This window comes from Paraconexibacter sp. AEG42_29 (assembly GCF_040581415.1).
In the GTDB taxonomy this organism is placed as follows: Bacteria; Actinomycetota; Thermoleophilia; order Solirubrobacterales; family Solirubrobacteraceae; genus Paraconexibacter.
On sequence record NZ_CP114014.1, the window covers coordinates 3,174,080 to 3,189,200 of the forward strand.

General features: G+C 70.6%; 15 protein-coding genes and 3 riboswitches. Of the genes, 6 read left to right on the forward strand and 9 right to left on the reverse strand.

What is annotated here, in order from left to right; all coding sequences use genetic code 11:
• Positions 1-28: 28 nt before the first annotated feature.
• From DSM112329_RS15470 to DSM112329_RS15495, 6 genes are all read right to left on the reverse strand, one after another.
• Entirely contained in the window at positions 29-925 is an 897-nt protein-coding gene (locus DSM112329_RS15470) for a hypothetical protein (RefSeq protein WP_354697451.1), read from the reverse strand.
• Positions 922-1,770, reverse strand: a complete 849-nt coding sequence (gspM, locus tag DSM112329_RS15475; protein WP_354697452.1) for a type II secretion system protein GspM — start codon at positions 1,768-1,770, stop codon at positions 922-924. Before gspM ends, DSM112329_RS15470 begins: the two co-directional genes overlap by 4 nt.
• Positions 1,767-2,546: a hypothetical protein gene (locus tag DSM112329_RS15480; protein WP_354697453.1), complete on the reverse strand. Its 780-nt coding sequence runs from the start codon at positions 2,544-2,546 to the stop codon at positions 1,767-1,769. Before DSM112329_RS15480 ends, gspM begins: the two co-directional genes overlap by 4 nt.
• Positions 2,543-3,592, reverse strand: a complete 1,050-nt coding sequence (gene pilM, locus DSM112329_RS15485) for a pilus assembly protein PilM (protein ID WP_354697454.1) — start codon at positions 3,590-3,592, stop codon at positions 2,543-2,545. Before pilM ends, DSM112329_RS15480 begins: the two co-directional genes overlap by 4 nt.
• 226 nt (positions 3,593-3,818) lie before the next feature.
• Entirely contained in the window at positions 3,819-4,574 is a 756-nt protein-coding gene (locus tag DSM112329_RS15490; RefSeq protein WP_354697455.1) for a prepilin peptidase, read from the reverse strand.
• Between the two features lie 56 nt (positions 4,575-4,630).
• Positions 4,631-5,059: a prepilin-type N-terminal cleavage/methylation domain-containing protein gene (locus DSM112329_RS15495; protein ID WP_354697456.1), complete on the reverse strand. Its 429-nt coding sequence runs from the start codon at positions 5,057-5,059 to the stop codon at positions 4,631-4,633.
• A gap of 138 nt (positions 5,060-5,197) precedes the next feature.
• Here DSM112329_RS15495 and DSM112329_RS15500 point away from each other — a divergent pair, with 138 nt between their 5' ends.
• Entirely contained in the window at positions 5,198-6,877 is a 1,680-nt protein-coding gene (locus DSM112329_RS15500) for a hypothetical protein (RefSeq protein WP_354697457.1), read from the forward strand.
• Between the two features lie 58 nt (positions 6,878-6,935).
• Here the strand turns inward: DSM112329_RS15500 and DSM112329_RS15505 are convergent, their stop codons facing one another.
• The 3 genes from DSM112329_RS15505 to DSM112329_RS15515 form a co-directional block, all read right to left on the reverse strand.
• A complete protein-coding gene (locus DSM112329_RS15505; protein WP_354697458.1) occupies positions 6,936-7,379 on the reverse strand; it encodes a type II secretion system protein in 444 nt (147 codons plus the stop codon).
• Between the two features lie 92 nt (positions 7,380-7,471).
• Positions 7,472-7,553, reverse strand: a riboswitch (cyclic di-GMP riboswitch).
• A gap of 218 nt (positions 7,554-7,771) precedes the next feature.
• Positions 7,772-8,212, reverse strand: a complete 441-nt coding sequence (locus DSM112329_RS15510; protein WP_354697459.1) for a type II secretion system protein — start codon at positions 8,210-8,212, stop codon at positions 7,772-7,774.
• Positions 8,213-8,304: 92 nt separating this feature from the next.
• A riboswitch (cyclic di-GMP riboswitch) is annotated at positions 8,305-8,386 on the reverse strand.
• A gap of 168 nt (positions 8,387-8,554) precedes the next feature.
• Positions 8,555-8,995, reverse strand: coding sequence for a type II secretion system protein (locus DSM112329_RS15515; RefSeq protein ID WP_354697460.1), 441 nt, complete (start codon positions 8,993-8,995; stop codon positions 8,555-8,557).
• Positions 8,996-9,087: 92 nt separating this feature from the next.
• Positions 9,088-9,171, reverse strand: a riboswitch (cyclic di-GMP riboswitch).
• 407 nt (positions 9,172-9,578) lie between these two features.
• Between DSM112329_RS15515 and DSM112329_RS15520 the strand changes: the two genes are divergently transcribed.
• The 5 genes from DSM112329_RS15520 to gluQRS are packed head-to-tail and all read left to right on the forward strand — an operon-like array spanning position 9,579 to position 15,028.
• A complete protein-coding gene (locus DSM112329_RS15520) occupies positions 9,579-10,367 on the forward strand; it encodes a prepilin-type N-terminal cleavage/methylation domain-containing protein (RefSeq protein ID WP_354697461.1) in 789 nt (262 codons plus the stop codon).
• Complete coding sequence (locus DSM112329_RS15525; protein ID WP_354697462.1) at positions 10,364-11,188, forward strand: prepilin-type N-terminal cleavage/methylation domain-containing protein; 825 nt, start codon at positions 10,364-10,366, stop codon at positions 11,186-11,188. The genes DSM112329_RS15520 and DSM112329_RS15525 overlap by 4 nt, the downstream gene beginning before the upstream one ends.
• On the forward strand, positions 11,179-12,891 hold the full coding sequence (locus tag DSM112329_RS15530) for a hypothetical protein (RefSeq protein WP_354697463.1): 1,713 nt from the start codon (positions 11,179-11,181) through the stop codon (positions 12,889-12,891). Before DSM112329_RS15525 ends, DSM112329_RS15530 begins: the two co-directional genes overlap by 10 nt.
• A gap of 40 nt (positions 12,892-12,931) precedes the next feature.
• Positions 12,932-14,098, forward strand: a complete 1,167-nt coding sequence (locus tag DSM112329_RS15535) for an acyltransferase (protein WP_354697464.1) — start codon at positions 12,932-12,934, stop codon at positions 14,096-14,098.
• A 12-nt stretch (positions 14,099-14,110) separates the two neighbouring features.
• Positions 14,111-15,028: a tRNA glutamyl-Q(34) synthetase GluQRS gene (gluQRS, locus tag DSM112329_RS15540; RefSeq protein WP_354697465.1), complete on the forward strand. Its 918-nt coding sequence runs from the start codon at positions 14,111-14,113 to the stop codon at positions 15,026-15,028.
• The last annotated feature ends 93 nt before the right edge of the window (positions 15,029-15,121 follow it).

The following is a 15,121-nucleotide window of genomic DNA, read 5'->3' on the forward strand; positions in this document are numbered from 1 at the left end:
GGCGCCCGGTCGCCTGGTGCGGCGGGGCTCAGCCGATGGCGCGGACGGTCCGGGTCACCTGCGTCGCCGGGGCGACCGAGCGGCTCGTGGACTTGCCGCGGCTCTTGGCCTTGCTGACCTCGGTCAGCGTGATCCGGTTCAGCTTCAGGCGGACGTGGACGATCGGCTGGCCGTTGCCCGCGGGCGGCGTCTTGTGGATCAGGACGCTGTCCCCGGCCTTGAGCTCCAGGAACTGGCAGTCGGCGGAGGCCGGCGTGCAGTCCTTGTCGCGGCCGGCGACGACGACGCGGTCCTGCGGGACGAAGACCGCGGTCTTGCCGTCCGGCTTGATGCCGACGAACGCCAGGAGCGGGTAGTCGTTCGACGGGACGTAGTTGACGGCCCGCACGCCGCGGCGCGTGGTCACTTCGCCGAGGCGCTTGGACTCGAAGGACAGCGCGTAGTCGAAGAGCTTGGTGCTCGACGAGGTGCTGGTCGACGGGGTCGTGGAGGGGACGGTGACGCCGCTGTTGCCGGTCGTCGAGGACCCGCTGGACTTGCCGGAGTCGGTCGCCGTGCTGCCGGTGTCGGCCGGCTTGACGGCGCCGGCGGTCGCGCCGCTCGCGCTCGGGGACGCGGTGGCGCCCGTCGTGGCCCCTGTTGCCGCTTGGGCCTTCTTGACCTTGGCAAAGACCTGGGCGCGGAAGGGGTCGCGAGCCTTGCCGGGGCGCGACCGGATCTTGGTCGTGTCGGTCACCGCAACTGTCACGTCACCGGCCGCGGCGCCGGTGGCCGGAGCCGCCGGCGGCGGCGCTGAGGCGACGTCTGAGGACGAGTCCGACCCGAGGAGGATCGGCGTGGCGATCGCCGCCAGGACAAGCACGACCGCGACCGGCCACAGCCTCTTGTCGACGAGGTCGCGCCACAGGTTCTGGATGAAGGTCATCGTCCGACTCCTACGGCGGGGGTGGCGGTGGCAACGGCAGGGGCGGGCGTCCCTGCGGACGCGGTAGCTACGGCGGGCGCGCCGGGCGTCGCAGCGGCCGTTGCGGCAGCTGCGGCGTCGGCGGGCTGGAGGAACGCGGTCGCGTGGACCGACGCCTTCATGTCGGGGAATCCGACGAGCGAGAAGCCGTCGATAGTCAGCAGGCGCCCGGACACGGTGACCTTGTCGCCGACCACCTTGGTGAACTTGCCGAGCTTCCGCATGAGCGTCTCGAAGTTGTCGAAGACGGTGCCGAACTGGAAGTCGAACGGCATGGTCGGGAACCCGGCCTCGCCGATCGCCGCTCCGGGCGGAAGCCCGGCGAACGCCGTCTGGGCGGCCGCGACCTCGGGGGTGGCGGCTGCGGCGGGCGCCGGGGCGGCCGTCGTGCCGGTCGTCGTGCCCTTCTGCTCGGCGGCGAGGCCGGCGACCTGACCGGTCGGGGTGGCCGCGACGGGGGCGGCTGCCGCGGCGGCGGTGCCCGTGAGCTTGATGGACGCGAAGGCCACCTTGCTCCCGGTCGATGCCTGCTGCAGCTGGAACACCAGGGACGGCACGTCGTCGTCGGCCGGGACTGCCTTGCCCAGGTTGGCGACGGTCTTGTAGTCGCGGCGGTAGGTCGCCTTGGCGGCGGTCGCCGACTGGAGCTCGGTCTGAGCGGTCTGGAGACGCGCTTGGCCGGCTGCGATCTGGTCCTTCAGCTCGCCGACCTCGCCGTTCTTCGGCGACAGCAGCAGGAACCAGAAGGCGGCGAGCATTGCGAGCAGGCCAAGCACCATCACCACGGTGCGATCACGCGAGGTCACTTTGCACCTCCAGTAGAAACGGCGGTCGTCGTAGGGGCAGCGGCAGCGGCGGCCGGGTCAACGGCAGCGGCAGGCGCGGCCGGGGCAGCGGGCGCGGGCTTCGGGTCGAAGAACACCACCGCCTGGAAGTTGCGCGAGCACTCCGTGATGCCGCCGGCAGGCTTCGCGCCGGGGGCCGGCGGAACGTCGGTGGCGGTGGTCGGTGCCGCCGACTCGGTCTGCGACTTGTAGACGGACTGCTGGAGCGTCACCCTGCGCACGCCGTCGATCTGCCGTAGTGCCGTGAGCATCGACGGGATGGCCGCCTGACTCGGGGCGCAGCCCTCCAGCTCCAGGGCCGGGACGTCCAGCGCCGAGCGCAGCGGAACGGTCGGACCGTTCTCGACCGGGACGCCGTTCTTGACGGTGCCTCGGAGGCCGATGAGGGTGATGTTGCTCGGCAGGGTGCGGCCGAGCTCGTGCATGGCGTGCGCCCAGTCGAAGCGGCTGGCGGCGATCGACTTGACCGTGGTCAGCCGCGCCTCCTTGGTGGCTGCGAAGGCCTTATAGGGAGCGAGGGCCGTGGCCTGCGCCTCGGCCGAGGTCGCCTTCGCCTCGATGCTCGCGAGCTCGCTCTTCTTGTCGTCGAGCGACTTCGAGGTCACCGAGTAGGCGACGAGCATGACGACGACGAGGCCGAGGGCCGCGAGCAGGACGTACGCGGCGCCGCCCGTGCGTCCGGCGGCTCCTCCGGCGCCCTTGCGCTCGCCTTCAGGAATGAGGTTGACAGCCTTCATGCGACCAGCGCCTCCTCGATCGCGAGTCCGGCGGCGACGGCCAGGCGGCCGGCCTCGAGTCCGGGCGGCACCTTCATGGTGCCGGCCTCGACAGGGATGTTGAGCTCGGCGCCGAGCGCCGCGGCGAAACCGGCGACGGCCACGGCGGGCCCGGTCAGGACGCAGCGCTGCACGCTGGCGGCGGCACCGGAGCCCTGGTGGAAGTCGACCGAGTTACGGACCTCCCCGCCGATGCGCCGTACGCCGTCCATCAGGATGGCGCGAGCGTCATCGATGATGTCGCGGTCGTCTGCGTAGCCCTTGAGCATCTCGACGGGCTGCTCGAGGCCGACGTGGACGAGCCAGCCGGAGGCGTGCTCGAGCGTGAGGCCGCGGCGCTCGGCGAGCTCGACGGCGAGCGCGTCCAGACCGCCGCCGATGACGCGGGTGAAGGTGCAGACCGTCCCCTGAGCGACGGCAAGATTCGTGACGCCGGCGACCGAGACGTAGACGACGGTCTCGCCAGGCTTGCCGTGGTGGTGCAGCGCACGGACCATGCCGAACGCCGCGAGGTCGATGCCCTCCGGCTTCAGGCCGGCGTCGCGGACCGCCGAGAGGACCCGGTCGATCATGTCGCGGCGGGCAGCGACGACGGCGACACGCTGGCGGGGGCCGGCGTCGGTGTCGATGATGTCGAGGGCGCGGAAGTCGAGGACGGCCGAGTCGAGCGGCATCGGGATCTGGTCCTGAGCCTGGAAGCGGACCGCGGTAGCGAGCTCCTTCGGGTCCTTGATGACCGGAAGCTCGATGACGCGCAGGACGATGCGCTGGTTGGCGATCCCGATCCGGACCCGCTTGTCGAGGTCTTTGTGGTCCGCGAAGAGGGTCCGGAGGACTTGCGCCAGTCCGGCAACGTCCTGCACCTCCCCGTCGCGGATGACGCCCGGCTCGAGCGGCGCATAGGCCGCAGTCGTGACGGAGAGGGCGCCATCGGTACCGACTGCAGCTGCCGTGACGGAGCTGGGGTCGATCTCGAGGCCGGTCAGGTGGGGTGTGCGCTTGGCCATGGGGTGAATGGTCCTGCCTGCGTTAGGGGGTCCCGTTGACCCCTCGTGAGAGACATCGGCACCTGGTCTCGTCTGTCAAGACCGGATGCTTCCTCCCTCCCCCTTTCGTCCAGACGGCCCCAACTCTTGAGCCTGTTGGACGACGAAACTGGCCTCACCGACGCGAGATCCCTGGGTGTCCACCTCACCGGTTCCCGGGCGAACGCCCGTTGCGCCGGCGCCGCGGTCAGAAGCTGTCGGCGTACGCGTCGACGAGGTCGTCGCCCACGAGGAAGGCGATCAGACCGCCAAGGGCGAGGAACGGCCCGAACGGCACCCGCTTCTTGCGGCCGGCAGCCACGCCGACGCGCGCCATGATCGCGCCGCCGACCACGACGCCGGAGATCAGCGCGATGAAGATGCCCGGAGCGACCGCGCGGCCCAGGTAGAGCCCGAGGACGCCGGCCAGGCGCACGTCGCCGAACCCCATCCCGCCGGGCTTAGCGATGTAGGCGACGTAGAAGAAGAGGAAAGCAGCCACGCCAGCGATGAGATGCTCGGGCAGGTCGCCGGCCTCGAGGACGGCGAGCGTGACGAGCGCAGCGCCCGCGAAGGGGTACACGAGCGCGTTCGGGATCCGTTGGACGTCGAGGTCGATCATCGTCACCGGCACCAGGAGCGTGACGAGCAGGATCCCGAGGGCGATCTGCGTGGTGTCGTCCCACGCCACCGCAACGACCAGCACGTAGAGCGCACCGGTCGCGGCCTCGATGAGCGGATACCGCGGGCTGATCGGCGCCTTGCAGCTCCGGCACTTCCCGCGCAGCTGCAGCCACCCGAGGACGGGGATGTTGTCGTATGGCTTGATCGGGGTCTCGCACTTCGGGCAGTGCGACGCGGGGTGCGACAGCGACTCGCCCCGCGGGAGCCGCCAGATCACGACGTTCAGGAACGATCCGATGGTGACGCCGAACACGGCGGCGAAGACGAGTGCGGCGAACATGGTGGCGACCGTATCGGTCGGCCGCAGTCAGCTCTTGACCGGCGCGGCCGGCGCGGTCACCAGGACCCGTTGCGGCAGCCGCCCGAGTCACTCCCGGTCGACGTGCAGGTCCGCACGACGCCGTCCGCATCCCGGGTCAATGTGAACCGGTTGCCGGTCGCGGAGACCCCGGACACCTCGAAGCTGTCAGCGGTGCTCTCGACCACCGCACCGTCGATACCGCCGCTGTCGAAGCCCGGCGCGCCGGTCTCGCATGCGGTGTAGTCGCGGGCGAGCGCGTGGCACGCCTCGACCTGCGAGACGAGGTTGCGGACGTCCGACTTGGTGGCCGTGTCGTGGGCCTTGTCGGACTGGCCGACGAACGACGGCAGCGCGATCGCAGCCAGGATGCCGACGATGAGGATCGTCAGCAGCAGCTCCGGCAGCGTGAAGCCGCCGTCCCGGTGTGCGCGCTGGGCGTCGTCCGTAGTCCCGGGCTTCCTCACGATGCTCTTGAAGTCGACCGATCGCGCGCTGGTGCCGAGTGGCGCACCCCGTGGGTGGACGTCTGACCTAGTCAAAAAGTGCAGGGCCGGAGCGGACGCCCGGTACGCTTGCTCGCGACGTGACGCGACGGACACAGCTTGATCCCTGAGCCCAGCTCACCGCCGCGGGACACCTCCTCGCCGCGCGGTCGTTCCCGGACCCGCGTAGCCGCCCGGTCGTCGCTGCTGGCCGCCGCCGCAGTGGTCGTCTTCTACGCAGCCTTGTACGCCCTCGCCCCGACCGACCGGCCGGTGATCATCGCCGACTCGCCCGGGTACCTCGCCGTCGGGCGGTGGCTCACCGGAGCGGGCGAGATCCCGCAGCAGCTGAGTCCGTTCTACTCGTGGTTCTACGGCGCCGTGTTCGCCGTCCCGTACTCGATCACGCCGGACCTCGACGTCGCGTACGCATTCGGCGTGGCGCTGAACTGCGTGACCGGTGGCGTTCTGTTCGTGCTGCTCGACCGGATCGTGCGGCGCGCGTTCCCGGACCTCGCCCCGCGCCTGGCGACGGTGCTCGCGATCAGCGGCGCGTGCTGGGCCGGGGTGTCGATCCAGGTCGGCCAGATCTGGCCGGAGATCGTCCTGGCCGCGATGGTGGCCGGCTGGACGCTCGCGATCCTCCGGCTGGGCGCGGGAGCCGCACGGGCGCCACTGGAGCTCAGCCTGATCACGGTGGTCATGTTCGCGACCCACCACCGGATGGCGGGGGCGATCCTGGTCGCGGGCGCCCTCCTCGCATCCCACGCGCGGCGGACAGGGCTGCGACAGGTGGTGGCACCGTTCCTCGTGCTGGCCGGCGGGCTCGCGCTCACGCTCCTCGTCGATCGGGTGGTGAAGGACGCGCTGTACCCGCGCGGCGCGGCCGACGTCCCGTTTCGCCTCGCGCTCGACGCTCCGGATCTGGTGCTCCAGGTCTTGATCGGCGAGCTCTGGGCCACGGCGGCTGCGACCGGTGGCCTCATCGCGCTTGCCAGGTCCTTCCCACGGGAACGATCGATGGTGCTGCCCGCCCTCGGGGCGGCGTTCGTGCTCACGGCTCTTCTCGGTGCCGCCCAGCTCGGCGCTGCCCTCGAAGCCGGGGCCGCGTTCCGCGGTGACTTCTTCGCGTACGGCCGCTACGTCAGCCCGTTCGTCCCGGTGCTCGTGGTACTCGGTGCGGCGCGCCTGGTCACGTCGCGTCGGTGGAGCGTCGCCGGTGTCGCTCCCGCGGCAGTGATCATCGCGTCCGCGCTCCAGCTGACCGTCAATGGGACGACCCTCGGCGGGTTCACCGTGCCGCTGCAGGTGTCCGGTCTCCTGGGCATGGGGATCTTCGGGGTGCCGCTCGACCTCGTGCGGCCGTCGCTGCTGGCCTGCGGGTTCGCGGTGGCGCTGGCAGTCCTGACGGACCGTGTCCGGCCGGGGATGCTCGCCGGAACGATCGCCGCGGTGACCCTGCTCGTGGCGGCGGGCGGCGCCGAGCGGATCTCGAACTACCTCGGCCGTGCGGACGACGGCGGGGACCACATCGTGTCCTTCCTCGACACGCTGCCTTCCGATGTGCCGGTGTACGTCGACCCCTCGACCGGATCGGGCACGTTCGAGCTGCTGCAGATGATGCGCCCCGCGCGACGGTTCCGTGCCCAGGCGGCGGACGCGCGCAGTCCGATGGCCTACGTGGTCCATGGGCAGCTGTGGTCGCCGCCGCCGCGCGCCGAGGTGACGACAGTCTCCGATGTCGGGGCGTTCCAGGTGCTCTCGTGCGTCGGGGACCAGTGTCCGCGACCCACCCGTTAAACGCCGCGAGGCGGGCCCGTGGGCCCGCCTCGCGGATGAAGCTCGATGGGGCCTGGGGCTACCAGACGCCGCCGGCGGGGCAGCCGCCCGTGCCGGCCGTGGTGCAGGCGCGGGTGTAGGAGCCCGGCGAGCCCGAGGTCTTCGTGATCGAGAAGACCTGCGTGTTGGCGGTCGAGGACACCGCGTTGATGGTGTAGCCCGCGCCGCCGAGGCCGGTGACCGTGACGGCGGAGTCGCCGGCGCCGAGGACCTGCGGGTTCGTCGCGCAGGCAGCGATGACCGTCGCGGTCGCGCCGGTGCCGTCCGCCGCGCAGGACTCCATCTGCGTCACGGCGTTACGCGCATCAGACTTCGCGGCGGAGTCCTTGGCCTTGTCGGACTGACCGAGGAAGGAGGGCAGGGCGATCGCGGCGAGGATACCGATGATCAGGATGACGACCAGGAGCTCGATGAGGGTGAAGCCCTCGTCGGAGTTCTTCTTGGCCAGCAGGTTACGCAGCATGTGAATCCTCCAGGGATTGCAATGAGTGGACCGATCTGAGTGAGTCAGTAACCCGCGGTATCCATCTGGCCGTGGGGGTCCACTTCAACCCCGGTGGCAACCCGGCTGCCTCGCTCGTCGCGAGGCCCTTGGGCTTTGCGTCCCACCCTCACGAGTGGTTTGCCGTTTTCACCTTAGGACTGCTCAATACCCCTATCGGAGGACTGTCGCGCGGACTAAAGCCCTTCCCCACAATTTCTTTTGGACTGGACGTTTGTTCTAGGTGGACGACCCCAGCCTGCCCAGGTACCGCGGGCCCGCGCAACCGCAGCAAGGGCTCACGGAGGCCGGTTTAACGCCGCGAGGCGGGCCCGTGGGCCCGCCTCGCGGATGAAGCTCGATGGGGCCTGGGGCTACCAGACGCCGCCGGCGGGGCAGCCGCCCGTGCCGGCCGTGGTGCAGGCGCGGGTGTAGGAGCCCGGCGAGCCCGAGGTCTTCGTGATCGAGAAGACCTGCGTGTTGGCGGTCGAGGACACCGCGTTGATGGTGTAGCCCGCGCCGTTGGTCGTGACGGTGACGGCGGAGTCGCCGGCGCCGAGGACCTGCGGGTTCGTCGCGCAGGCAGCGATGACCGTCGCGGTCGCGCCGGTGCCGTCCGCCGCGCAGGACTCCATCTGCGTCACGGCGTTACGAGCGTCCGACTTCGCGGCGGAGTCCTTGGCCTTGTCGGACTGACCGAGGAAGGAGGGCAGGGCGATCGCGGCGAGGATACCGATGATCAGGATGACGACCAGGAGCTCGATGAGGGTGAAGCCCTCGTCGGAGTTCTTCTTGGCCAGCAGGTTACGCAGCATGTGAATCCTCCAGGGATTGCAATGAGTGGACCGATCTGAGTGAGTCAGTAACCCGCGGTATCCATCTGGCCGTGGGGGTCCACTTCAACCCCGGTGGCAACCCGGCTGCCTCGCTCGTCGCGAGGCCCTTGGGCTTTGCGTCCCACCCTCACGAGTGGTTTGCCATTAGCACCTTGGGACTGCTCGAGGCCGCTATCGGTCGATGTGCGCGCGGACTTGAGGCCCGGTGACGTGCTCCTCCGGAAACTGGACGCTCGTTCGATGTCGGACACCGTGCGTCTTAAACGCCGACGAGGCGGGCCCGGGGGCCCGCCTCGCGGATGAAACTGATGGGGTCTGGGGCTACCAGACGCCGCCGGCGGGGCAGCCGCCCGTGCCGGCCGTGGTGCAGGCGCGGGTGTAGGCGCCCGGCGAGCCGGCGGCCTTGGTGATGCGGAAGACCTGCGAGGCCGCCGTCGAGGACACCGCGCTGATGGTGTAGCCGGAGCCGTTCACGGTGACGGTGACGGCGGAGTCGCCGGCGCCGAGGACCTGCGGGTTCGTCGCGCAGGCAGCGATGACCGTCGCGGTCGCGCCGGTGCCGTCCGCCGCGCAGGACTCCATCTGCGTCACGGCGTTACGCGCATCAGACTTCGCGGCGGAGTCCTTGGCCTTGTCGGACTGACCGAGGAAGGAGGGCAGGGCGATCGCGGCGAGGATGCCGATGATCAGGATGACGACCAGGAGCTCGATGAGGGTGAAGCCCTCGTCGGAGTTCTTCTTGGCCAGCAGGTTACGCAGCATGTGAATCCTCCAGGGATTGCAATGAGTGGACCGATCTGAGTGAGTCAGTAACCCGCGGTATCCATCAGGCCGTGGGGGTCCACTTCAACCCCGGTGGCAACCCGGCTGCCTCGTATTGCGGACGAGGCCCTTGGGCTTTGCGTCCCACCCTCACGAGTGGTTTGCCGTTAGCACCTTGGGACTGCTCAATTGCCCTATCGGACGACATTCGACCGGACTAAAGACCATCCCCGGAAATTGTTCGAACCTGGACATCTGTACTAGGGGCCGCACCCCAGCGCGGTGGGCGTCCGGGTCAGCCGGCGCTGTCGGCCCGGCGGGCCGCCTGCGCGTCGTGCGCGGGTATGAAGGTGCCGGAGCCCTCGCACCACGGACAAGGGACCTCGTGTGCATCCCCGCCCAGCTTGGAGCTGAGGCGGCCGGTGCCGCGGCACGGCGAGCACGGGGCGGGATCGGGCGAGGGTTCGTCGGTCACGGGGCGCGGAGCGTAGCGCCGTGACGTTGCTCGCGACGCGAGGTGGACGTTCGGCAATCCGCCCCTCCCCACTATTGGGGATGCAGGCTCGCTGCCGATAAGAGCAGTGTGAAGGACAACGGCCACCCCACCCGCACCGACGCAGGCTTCACGATCGTCGAGGTCATGGTCGCGATGATGATCCTGCTGGTCGGGGTCCTCGCGATGCTCAACTTCACGCTCTCCGGCGCGAGCAGCACCGGGAAGACCGCCGCTCGCGAGCAGGGCACGAACGTCGCCCGCGAGCTCATCGAGCGCAGCCGACAGGTCCCCTACGCCAACGTGACGGCGACCACAGCTCCGGCGCAGCTCCGGGCGACGCTCCCTGACGCCGGCGCGCTCTCGGGCTCGTCGTTCGCGGTCACGCGGCGCGGCACCACCTACACCGTCTCCATCGCGGCCTGCTCGATCGACGACCCCTCGGACGGCGTCGGCGTTGGTGACGCCACGTACTGCGCCAACCCGAACGGCTCGGCCGGCCCCGGCAGCGCCGCCACGAGCACCGCGGTGGGCCTGAACGTCCTGGGCATCTCGGTCGCCGCCGGCGGCAGCCTGCTGAGCACGGTCTGCAACGCGCTTGGCACCAACTCCACCATCCTGAACGCCGTCACGGCCGCGGTCAGCGCCATCGCGCCCGTCTCGGCCTGCACGAGCACGTCGGGGACGGCGGCGTTCGACAGCCGCCCCGACGACCTGCGCCTGGTCCAGGTCACCGTCAACTGGACGAAGGGCACGGCGCAGACGCTCCGGCAGACGACGCTGCTCACGAACCCGCTGCCGAACGACTGCCCCATGGCGCTCGCCCAGGTGACCACCGCCACCCCCCTGCCCTCCGGCTGCCCCACCCCCACCTCATGACTCCACCCCGCCCACGTCGCCGGGACGACGACGGCCTGACCCTCGTCGAGCTCCTCATCGCGATGTCGTTGTCGACGATCGTGCTGCTCGCGACCTTCCAGTCCTTCGACGTCTTCTCGTCGGAGACGACGAAGCAGACGCGGCAGACCGGTGCCAACGACACCGCCCGCGCGACGATGGACAGGGTCGTCGACGACCTCCGGGGCGCGTCCACCATCCGGACTGCCGCTGCCAACGACCTCGTCTACTCCGTCGCCACCGCCACCGGGTCGCGGTCCGTCCGCCTGTGCGTCACCGGGACCACGCTCTACCAGTCCAGCTCGACCACCACCACCACGCCTGGCAGCGCCTGCGGCGTCGCCGGGACCGGCTGGACCCAGGGTGTCGTCGGCACGGTTCCCGCCGCGGGCACCACGGGCTTCACCTATGACGGTGCCGCGTCGTCCGCGACGCCCGCGGCCGTCAAGTCCGTCGGCATCACGCTGAACATCGACGCGACCAGCGCCAAGTCGGTCGCCACGAGCACCCTGCGGGCCAGTGCGACCGTGCGCCGGACCGCCGGTCAGCTGCCGATCTCCGACGGCGACGTCAAGGTCGACTGCAACAGCACCGGGCCGCTACTGACGCTCGGCGCCGGACTCAGCGGGCTGAACGTCGCGAGCGTCACCTACGCCAGCACCGGCGGGGTGACGCTCGGAACGGGCGTCACCGGAACCCCGGTCCAGCTGACGATCCCGAAGGCAGTCACCACGATCCTGGCGACGATCACCGACACCGCCGGCATCACCACCACGATCCCGAAGACGGTCGAATGCAACTGATCAAGCAACCCCGGTACGACGACCGCGGCTCAGCGCTCTTCACGGCGCTGATGAGCACCCTGGTCATGCTCGCTCTCGGGCTGGCGCTGCTCGCGGTCGTCGACACCCAGGCACAGCAGTCGACCACCGAGCGCACGCGCGATCGTGGCTTCAATCTGGCCGAGAGCGTGCTCACGAGCGAGGCATTCGTCCTGGGTCGCAACTGGCCCGCGTCGGCGGTCACCTCGGGTACTGGCACGACGTCCGTGCCCGTCGAGCGCAACTGCTCGGACGCCGCCGCCGGCGTCAGCGGCAACCTCAGCACCGCGGCTGCAGCCGGGACCCCGGCGGCGCTCATCCACGGGACGCTCCGCGCGAGCTTCACGGACGCGGCGTTCGCCGGCGCCACGTGGCAGGTCAACGTCTGCGACAACGCCGCCAGCGCAGTCTGGGACGACGCGCTGCTGACGAACGGCACGAAGAACTGGGACAAGAACGGCGACAACAAGGTCTGGGTCCGCGCGCAGGCCACCGTCGACGGCCGCACCCGCGCGTTGGCCGGACTCGTCCAGGTCCGTAGCACCGCGGCTCTGCCCTCGAAGTACGGACTCGCCACCGGCAACGTGACCGACGACCTCGGTAGCACCGTCAACAACCTGTCGACGAACGCGCTCGGCGGCGTCCTGTCCGGCCTGCTCGGGACCACGCCCACGGTCGCTCCTGACCCGACAGCGCCGGCGCCGGCCAGCGGCGTGACCGGGCTGCGGTGTGGCGTCACCGACATCCAGGACGGCGCGCTCTGCATCACCGGCACGATCGCCTCCGTCAGCGCGCTCCCGGTCGTCAGCAGCCTGCTGACCGGTAACGCGATCACGCAGATCCCGACCGTGCAGTCGACCGACGACGAGACGATCGCCCAACTTCGCGCTCAGGCGGTCGCGTCGCATACCTACGTCGCGACGTCGCCGGGCAGCGCGTCCTACGCCTCCGCTCCCGCCTGCAACCTGACCGGGTCCACCGCCCCCGCGGGCACACGCTCCAGGAACACGATCGTGTTCATCGAGCAGGTCGGAACGACCGGGACCAGCGGCACCGCCGGCGGACCCGGCGACCAGTACTGCTTCGTGAACGTCGGCAGCCCCGGCCTCGCCTACAAGGCCCTGATCGTGGGCAGCGGCCGCGTGATCCTGCGAGGCAACAACACGCCGACCGCACCGGCCGGCACCGCGACCACCCCGAGCAACAACATGTTCTACGGCGTCGTGTACGCGCTGAACCGCCAGCGCCTGACGACGGCCCAGGGCGGCCGCGGGCTCGGCGACGCCGCCAACAGCCGCGAGGTCCTGGTCATCGATCAGGGCGCCCACGTGAAGGGCGCAGTCCACGCCGACGGCAAGAGCGCGAAGGTGACGATCGTCCCGCCGCCGCTGACGGTCAATACCAACGCGCTGGTCGACTCGCTGATCCCGTGCACAGGGCTGGTGAGCTGCCTGCTGAACACCACGGTGAAAGTCGTCGGCGGCGTGCTTGACATCGTGAACCGGTTGATCAGCGAAGTCGGGCTCGGACCCGTCGTCAACGGACTCCTCAACCAGCTGAACCCCCAGCGCGCCTCATACGGCTCGGCCATCACGTCCGATGTCGCCACGGCGAACGCGCTCACGGTCTACAGCGCCTCGGGCGTCATCCCCGGCACGTTCAAGGACCTGAACCCCACCGGGTAGACCGCACCGCCGCACCCGAGCGCGCTGCTAGCTTGACCGCGTGGCGAGCAGCGCGCCCTCCAGCGGTCCCCCACGCCAGCACGCCCTCGACGGCCTGCGGGCGGTCGCGGCGATCAGCGTGCTCGTCTACCACGCCTGGCTGTACACGCTGCCCACTGTCAGCTCAGGTCGTAAGTCGACCACGAGCGACTACTGGTGGCACGAGCTCCGGCTCGGCCTGGTGCTGTTCTTCGTCCTGAGCGGGTTCCTGCTCTACGGCGCCTGGGTGCGCAGCGCGATGGGCGACAAGCCCGGGCCGTCTGTCCGCGGGTACGCGATCCGGCGGGCGGGGCGCATCCTGCCTGCCTACTGGCTGGCCATCGCCGGCTCAATCGCCCTGCTGTGGCGGTCGGCCGACACGCCCGGTGTCCGGCTGCCGGACGCGGGCAACCTGTGGCTGTTCGGGGTCTTCGGACAGAACTTCAACGAGAACACGCTGCTGAAGCTCAACCCGCCGAGCTGGACGCTCGCGGTCGAGGCGACGTTCTACGTCCTGCTGCCGCTCGCGGGGGTGCTCGCGGTCAAGGGGCGGAAGGTCGGCGTTGTGCTCGCGCCGCTCGTCCTCCTGGCGGTCGGCGTCGCCTACAACTACTCGCTCTCCGATGAGACGGGCCTGTCCCCCATCGTCTCGAAGGTCCTCCCCGCGTACCTGCCCTACTTCGCGGTCGGGATGCTCGCCGCGGTGCTGGCGTACGACCGCCGCCTGCGCAAGCCCGCCACCTACGCGCTGCTCGGCGCCGGCGCCGTGCTGGTCTTCGGCAACGCGTATTGGGCGGGGGACGCTGCCACGCGCGGCTCGCACGACCAGGCGCTGCGCATCTGGCGCGACCTGCCCGCGGCGACGGGCTTCGCGCTCGTCCTGCTCGCCGTCGCGGCGGCAACGCAGGCGCCCCGCTGGCTGAGCACGAAGCCGATGGTCAAGGTCGGCGAGCTCTCCTACGGCATCTACCTCTGGCATGTGCCTGTGATGCTCTTCCTGCGCGCGCAGGAGCTGCTGCCGCTGTTCACGACCGGCGCCGTGGCGGTCGCGCTGCCGGTGACGTTGCTCGTCGCCGGCGCGAGCTGGCGCTGGGTTGAGCGGCCCGCCCAGGACGCGAGCCGCCGCATCGCCGCCCGCGGCTCGGCGCGCCGGGCCCAGCGCCTCGAGACCGCTGCCGCACGGGCGTAGAGCAGCGCAGACGTGGTCGGCCGCTACGCCCCCAGCCCCAGCGGCGACCTGCACCTGGGCAACCTGCGCACGGCGCTCGTGGCGTGGCTGATGGCGCGGTCGGCGGGCTCACCCTTCCTCGTCCGGGTCGAGGACCTGGACCGCGGGCGCTCCCGTGAGCACTTCGTCGCCACGCAGCTCGAGGACCTTGCGGCGCTCGGCCTCGATCACGACGGGCCGGTCATGCGTCAGTCCGAACGGGCGCCGCGCTACGACGAGGCGCTCGCACGCTTAGGACGCGACGACCGGTTGTACGAGTGCTTCTGCACCCGGGCCGAGATCCGCCAGGCGGCGTCAGCGCCTCACGGCGATGGGCCAGAAGGCGCCTATCCCGGGACCTGCCGGCACCTCAGCTCCGCCGCACGCACCACCCACCTGGAGGCCGGCCGCCGACCGGCATTGCGGGTCCGGGCGGACGACGCGTCCTTCGCCATCGAGGACCGCCTTGCCGGGACGGTGACCGCGACCATCGACGACTTCGTCGTCCGCCGCGCCGACGGGGAGCATGCGTACAACCTCGCGGTGGTGGTCGACGACGCCGACCAGGGCGTCCAGGAGGTCGTCCGCGGCGACGACCTGCTCTCCACCACGCCGCGCCAGGCATGGCTGGCCACTCAGCTGAACCTGACGCCACCCGCCTCCTACGTCCACGTCCCCCTCGTCCTCGGTCCCGACGGCACCCGCCTGGCCAAGCGGCACGGCGCGGTGACGCTGCGCGAGCTGCTCGCGGCGGGCTGGACCGACGCCGACGTCCTCACCTTCATCGCACGCTCGATCGGCGTAGACGGCACCCCTCAGAGCGCCGCGGACCTCGTCGCCGCATGGGACCTCGCGCAGCTGCCGCGGGACCCCGTGACACTCGACCCCGCGACGGCCCTCCCGCCGCGCTGAGCGTCCATTCCCCCACGCCACCGCGCGGGGAAATGGATGTTCGGCATCAACAGCCACGCTGCGCCGCAAACGAGCGAGGTTTCCCCGTCCCTG